Annotated in this window: 3 protein-coding genes; 1 reads left to right on the top strand and 2 read right to left on the bottom strand. The window is 63.4% G+C overall.

Annotated features, from left to right (window positions below):
• A partial coding sequence (locus VMR03_RS11160) for a sensor histidine kinase (RefSeq protein ID WP_325405192.1) occupies nt 1–1,183 on the bottom strand: 1,183 nt, incomplete at its 3' end.
• A 300-nt stretch (nt 1,184–1,483) separates the two neighbouring features.
• On the opposite strand from VMR03_RS11160, the gene VMR03_RS11155 reads away from it, so the two are divergent.
• Nucleotides 1,484–3,997 carry a patatin-like protein gene (locus tag VMR03_RS11155; RefSeq protein ID WP_325405190.1) on the top strand — a complete coding sequence of 838 codons (2,514 nt, stop codon included), beginning with the start codon at nt 1,484–1,486 and terminating at the stop codon, nt 3,995–3,997.
• Between the two features lie 26 nt (nt 3,998–4,023).
• Here VMR03_RS11155 and VMR03_RS11150 read toward each other — a convergent pair whose 3' ends face one another.
• Nucleotides 4,024–5,022 carry a lysophospholipase gene (locus VMR03_RS11150; protein WP_325405188.1) on the bottom strand — a complete coding sequence of 333 codons (999 nt, stop codon included), beginning with the start codon at nt 5,020–5,022 and terminating at the stop codon, nt 4,024–4,026.
• Nucleotides 5,023–5,092 lie beyond the last annotated feature (70 nt).

Raw genomic sequence — 5,092 nt, 5'->3', positions numbered from 1 at the left:
AAGGCTTGAAGAGGCGCATCGCGACATCGTCGCTGAAGCCGATCCCCGTGTCCCGCACCTCGAAACGGATGCGCACGCAATCGTCCTGCCGCTCGACCACATGGCAGCCGACATGAATTTCACCGCCGACCGGTGTGAACTTGATTGCGTTGGATACGAAATTCGAAAGAATCTGCCGCAGCCGGCCTTCGTCGGCGAAGACGGTTTCCTCGGGGAGCTCGCGATAGTCCATTTCGAGCCGGATGTTCTTCTCGCGCGCCTTCTCGCGCCAGAACAGAAGCGACTCGAAAAGCGCGGCCAACTCCGCCGGCCGTTCGTCGAGCTCGATCTTGTCGGCCTCGATCTTTGAGAACATCAGCACATCGTTCAGCACCGTCAGAAGCCCCACCGAGGCATCGTGAATATACTGACCGTATTCCCGCGTCTTCGGCTCCTTGCTCATCTGGGTGATGAGATCGGAAAATCCCATGATTGCATTCATAGGCGTACGGATTTCGTGGCTCATCGTCGCGAGAAAATCCGATTTGACGCGGTTCGCCTCTTCGGCCCGCGCCTTTTCGAGCACCGCCGTCTCGAAGGCATCGTCGAGCTTGCGCGTCAGATCCTGTTCGGCCTGCAACTGCGCGAAGGTCTCGAAATATTTCTGCCGGTTGAAATGCATGATGACCGCCGTGGTACCGAGAAGCACGATACAGAGCATGCCGGAAAGCACGGTCAGGAGATGCGCCTGTTCCGCTGCAAAGACGATCAGCGAGAATGGCAGGATGAGCGAGACGATATTGGGCCACACCCGCATGGTCGGAACCCACGAGCAATGCGTCATCAGGCTCGCCCCGAAAACGATGGCCGTCACCACGAAATTCTTCGGCTCGGCCAGCACCCAGTTGTAGCCCGCGATCGTATAGGTCGCGACCGCGGCGACATGAAAAAGGCCGGCATCGCGCCAGCAGCGCTCGGTGTCGACATCGACGATGTTTCGTTTGACGGCACGCCGCCAGATGAGCGTTCCCGTATCGAGCGCAACCGCGGCGATGAACCAGCCGACACCACTGGTAAGGCCGCTCGCACTCATCGTCGTCACGGCAAGAGCCAGCGGAAACGAACAGCGGAAAAGATAGAGTCGGTCCTCCATCGATATCCAGTAGAGAAGCACCTTGCGGCGAATGTGCTCTTCTGAGGTCATCTTGTTCACTTGCCCGAAGCTGAAGCTCCCGTCCCGAAACGTCCGGGAATTGCGAAGGCCATTATTCCATTGGGGGTTTAAGGGGGAATTTCCCAAATCGGTAAAAATGTACCGACGGCGAAGGTGCCCAAGGGGCCAGTGCACGGAACCTCCGAGGCCGGATGCCGCGCCCTGCCCCCACCGCTTTTCGCATCGGCCGCCGGAATTGCCTTCCCAACATCGTTAATGTTCCTTTACCAATGACGGGTAACATGATCCGTCTCGGCTCGCCGGAGTCCGATCTGGAGCTCGATCCTCGGCATGAAGGAAAAGGAACTCAGGCTCGCCCTCGTCTGCTACGGCGGGGTTTCCCTCGCCGTCTACATGTACGGCGTGTCACGGGAGATTCTGAAGCTTGTGCGGGCCTCGCGCGTCTATCATGGAGAGCCGAACCACGTTCGCCGCCAGACCGCGAATTTTTCGGATCTCGACGCCTCCAACGGCCGCGAGTGCGACACCGAGGAACTCTATTTCGAGCTGCTGCGCGCGATAGGCGGCACGCTCGATCTGCGTGTCTTCGTCGACACGATCGCTGGGGCCTCCGCCGGGGGCATCAACGGCGTCCTGCTCGCCCGGGCCCTTGCGCACGACCTTCCCCTCGACAGGCATCGCAGGATGTGGCTCGAGCAGGCCGACATCCTCGCCCTGATGGACGAGGAACATATTGCCGGCAAGTGGAGCAAGCTCTTCATGAAGCCGGTCTTCTGGGCGATCAACAATCGCTGGCTTTCGCAATTCGCGCCGGACGCCGAAATGCGCCAGAAGCTTTTGCTCTTCACACGCTCGCGCTGGTTCAAGCCGCCCTTCTCGGGCGAGTTGATGACCAACATGCTGCTCGACGCCTGTCGGGCGATGGAAGAAGGCGCGCATCCCGGCGGCTCGTTGCTGCCCGTCGGGCACAGGCTCGAACTCATCGTCTCGGTCACCGACTTCTACGGATTTGCGGAAAACATTCCGCTCCACGATCCGCCCTCGATCCGCGAGCGCGAGCATCGCCACATGCTGAAATTCGGCTATATGCAGCATCCGGGCGGCCGCACCGAGACGGATTTCGATCGCGATCACGTGCCGGGGCTCGTCTTTGCCGCGCGCGCGACCTCGTCCTTTCCCGGCGCCTTCCCGGCCGCACAGATTGGTGAAATCGACGAGGTTCTCGAAACCCGCGGCGAGACCTGGCCGACCCGCGCCGAATTTCTCGCCGGCAACTTCAAGCCCATCGTCGCTTCCGGCGCCGACCCGGTGAAGTCGTCCTTCATCGACGGAAGCGTGCTGAACAACAAGCCCTTCGGCGCGGCGATCGCCTCGCTGCGTGGCCGGCCGGCCTATCGCGAAGTCGACCGCCGCATCGTCTATATCGACCCCGATCCCGAAGGCGGCCATCTCGAAGGCGGCGGCATGGCGCCGGGCTTCTTCCACACGATCCGCGGCGCGCTCTCCGACATTCCGCGCAATCAGCCGGTCCGCGACGAACTCGAATCCGTTCACGAATTTTCGGAGCGCATCCGCCAGTACCGCCAGATCGTCGCCGCGACAAGGCCGCATGTCGCCGCGCGCATCCGCGAATTGCTGGAAGGTGCGCCGAATATCGCGCCGACCCCGCATGCGCTGGCGGACTGGCGCAACAAGGCCAACGCACAAGCCGCCGTCGAGGCGGGCTATGCCTATGACGGCTACATCCAGTTGAAGGTGAGTTCCGTGCTCGACGGCCTCGCCCGCTTCATCGGCGAGGCGAGCGGCAAGACGCTCCAGCCGAGCGACCGTCTGGCGCTGTCCCGCGCCGTCGAGGACTGGGCGCGCGACCGCGGTATATTTCCGGTCCTCTGGACCAAGGTCGACGGCAGGGTCGAAGCGCCCACGGCGGCGACGAGCTGGGTTCGCTTCCTGCGCGACTTCGATCTGAGTTTCCGCATCCGCCGTCTGCGGTTCGTGATCCGCCGCCTCAATGAACTCTACGAGGAGCAGGGCGGCGACGTGAACTACACGAACGCCCTCGATGAATTCAAGGCGAGCCTCTACGAATGCCTCGAGCTTCTGAACAGCCGGCCGCGCGACCGCATGCGCACGCCGGCAGTCGCGAGCATGTGCGCCGAAATTTTCGCGAACGGCATGCCGGACTGCGGCGATATCGACAGGCTGATCGAGCACATCGGCCCCACGCTCGATCTGGTCGGCGCCGACCACATCATCGACCAGACGATCTCCGTCATGTCGGCGAGCTATCTGCCGCATGCGGCGCGTCTCGAACTCATCCATGCCTTTGTCGGCTTCCCCTTCTTCGATGTGCTGACGCTTCCCTTGAACAAATGGAACGATCTCGACGACGTCGACACGGTGCAGGTCGACCGCATCAGCCCGGAAGACGCCAAGGCGATCCGCTCCGGCGGCGCGCAGGCGACATTGATGGGCCGCGACCTCGGCCACTTCGCCGCCTTCTTCAGTCGGCGTGCGCGTGAAAACGATTATCTGTGGGGCCGCCTCCATGCCGCCGACCGTCTGGTCGACATCGTCACCAGCACGGCCGGCCCGAACATCGCCGCATCGGGCATCGACCTGACGAAGCTGAAGGGGCGTCTCTTCCGCGCAATCCTCCTCGCCGAGAAACCGCATCTCGCCGCCGTGCCGGACCTCATCCGCGATCTCGGCCGCGAGATCGGAACGCGCTTCAACATCGATATGGAAGACATTCTCGACGGCGCCGCGCCGGAAACGCCCGCCGCCACGCCTCCGGAGGAAGAACCCGAGGGCGAAGCGGCGCTGGCCTCGACCGGGGGCTGAGGCGGACCCCGCTTCGCTTCAGGAAATCATTTTGCTGCGGCAAGAGCCGCGCATGGGCGCAGATCGCCGGCCCCGGATGCAAGCGGAGCGTCCGGATCGGCGATCCAGGCCGCGACATCCTTCCAGACGACCTCGCGTTCGAGATCGCGCATCAGCATGTGATAGCCGTTAGCGTAGCACGCCGCCGTCACCGGGACATGGGCACCCTTCATCGCCGCATAGGCGTCGGCTACCGGCAGTTCCGGCACGATCTGGTCATGCGCGCCATAGAGCAGCAGGACCGGCACGTCGATGCGCGGCGCGGCCGCTGCGGCGGCATCCATCAGGTTGACGAGCCCGTAGATGGTGCCGACCTGCGTTCCCTTGATGACCAGCGGATCGCGGCCGAGCGCCCGCAGCATCTCGATATTGTCGGACGGCCTGATGTCGAGGCCGCGCCCGGTCACCGTCATCTCCGGCAGCATGTGCGCGCTCGTCCACAGAACGACCTCGTAGAAGGCATTCATCGAACGCCAGCCCCACACGGCGGGCGCGGCGAGGATCACGCCGTCGACCTTGGGAGGATTGGGCGACGCGAAAGCACGCATGGCGACGCCGCCGCCCATGCTTTCGCCGAGCAGGTAGACCGGCACATTAGGATGCTGCGCACGCACGAGGCCCACCACCGCGTCGAGATCGTCGGCCATGCGCGTATCGCCGGCCCACAGCCCTCGCCCCGGCGCCTGACCGAAGCCGCGCTGGTCATAGGCATAGACGCTGATCCCATGCTCGATGAACCATCGCCCCGGCATGTCGAAGGCGTTTGAGTAGTCGTTGAATCCATGCACGCCGATGAGAATGGCCTTGGCGTCGGGCGCGGCCCAGATGCGCAAGGGAAGCCGCGCGCCGTCGGAGGTCACGACATTCGTCTGCTCGATCTTGGGCGTGTAGACAGGGTCTCCCGTCGCCATCAGCCGCGGCGCGCAGCCGAAAGTCAGCCCCGCGACGAGGGCCGATCCGAGCGCCAGACGAAAGACTCCACGCATGGTATCTATCCAATGAGCCGGCGCACGTCGCGACGCAGCACCGGAAGAACGTCCGTTTCGAACCATGGAT

Source organism: Parvibaculum sp. (assembly GCF_035511255.1).
In the GTDB taxonomy this organism is placed as follows: domain Bacteria; phylum Pseudomonadota; class Alphaproteobacteria; order Parvibaculales; family Parvibaculaceae; genus Parvibaculum.
Note: the sequence above shows the minus strand (reverse complement) of the source record. Positions and strands in the feature narration are given on the sequence as shown.

Excerpts from the sequence above, each read along its gene's own strand:
- VMR03_RS11155 (WP_325405190.1), top strand. The coding sequence starts at position 1,484 with ATGAAGGAAAAGGAACTCAGGCTCGCCCTCGTCTGCTACGGCGGGGTT.
- VMR03_RS11150 (WP_325405188.1), bottom strand. The coding sequence starts at position 5,022 with ATGCGTGGAGTCTTTCGTCTGGCGCTCGGATCGGCCCTCGTCGCGGGG.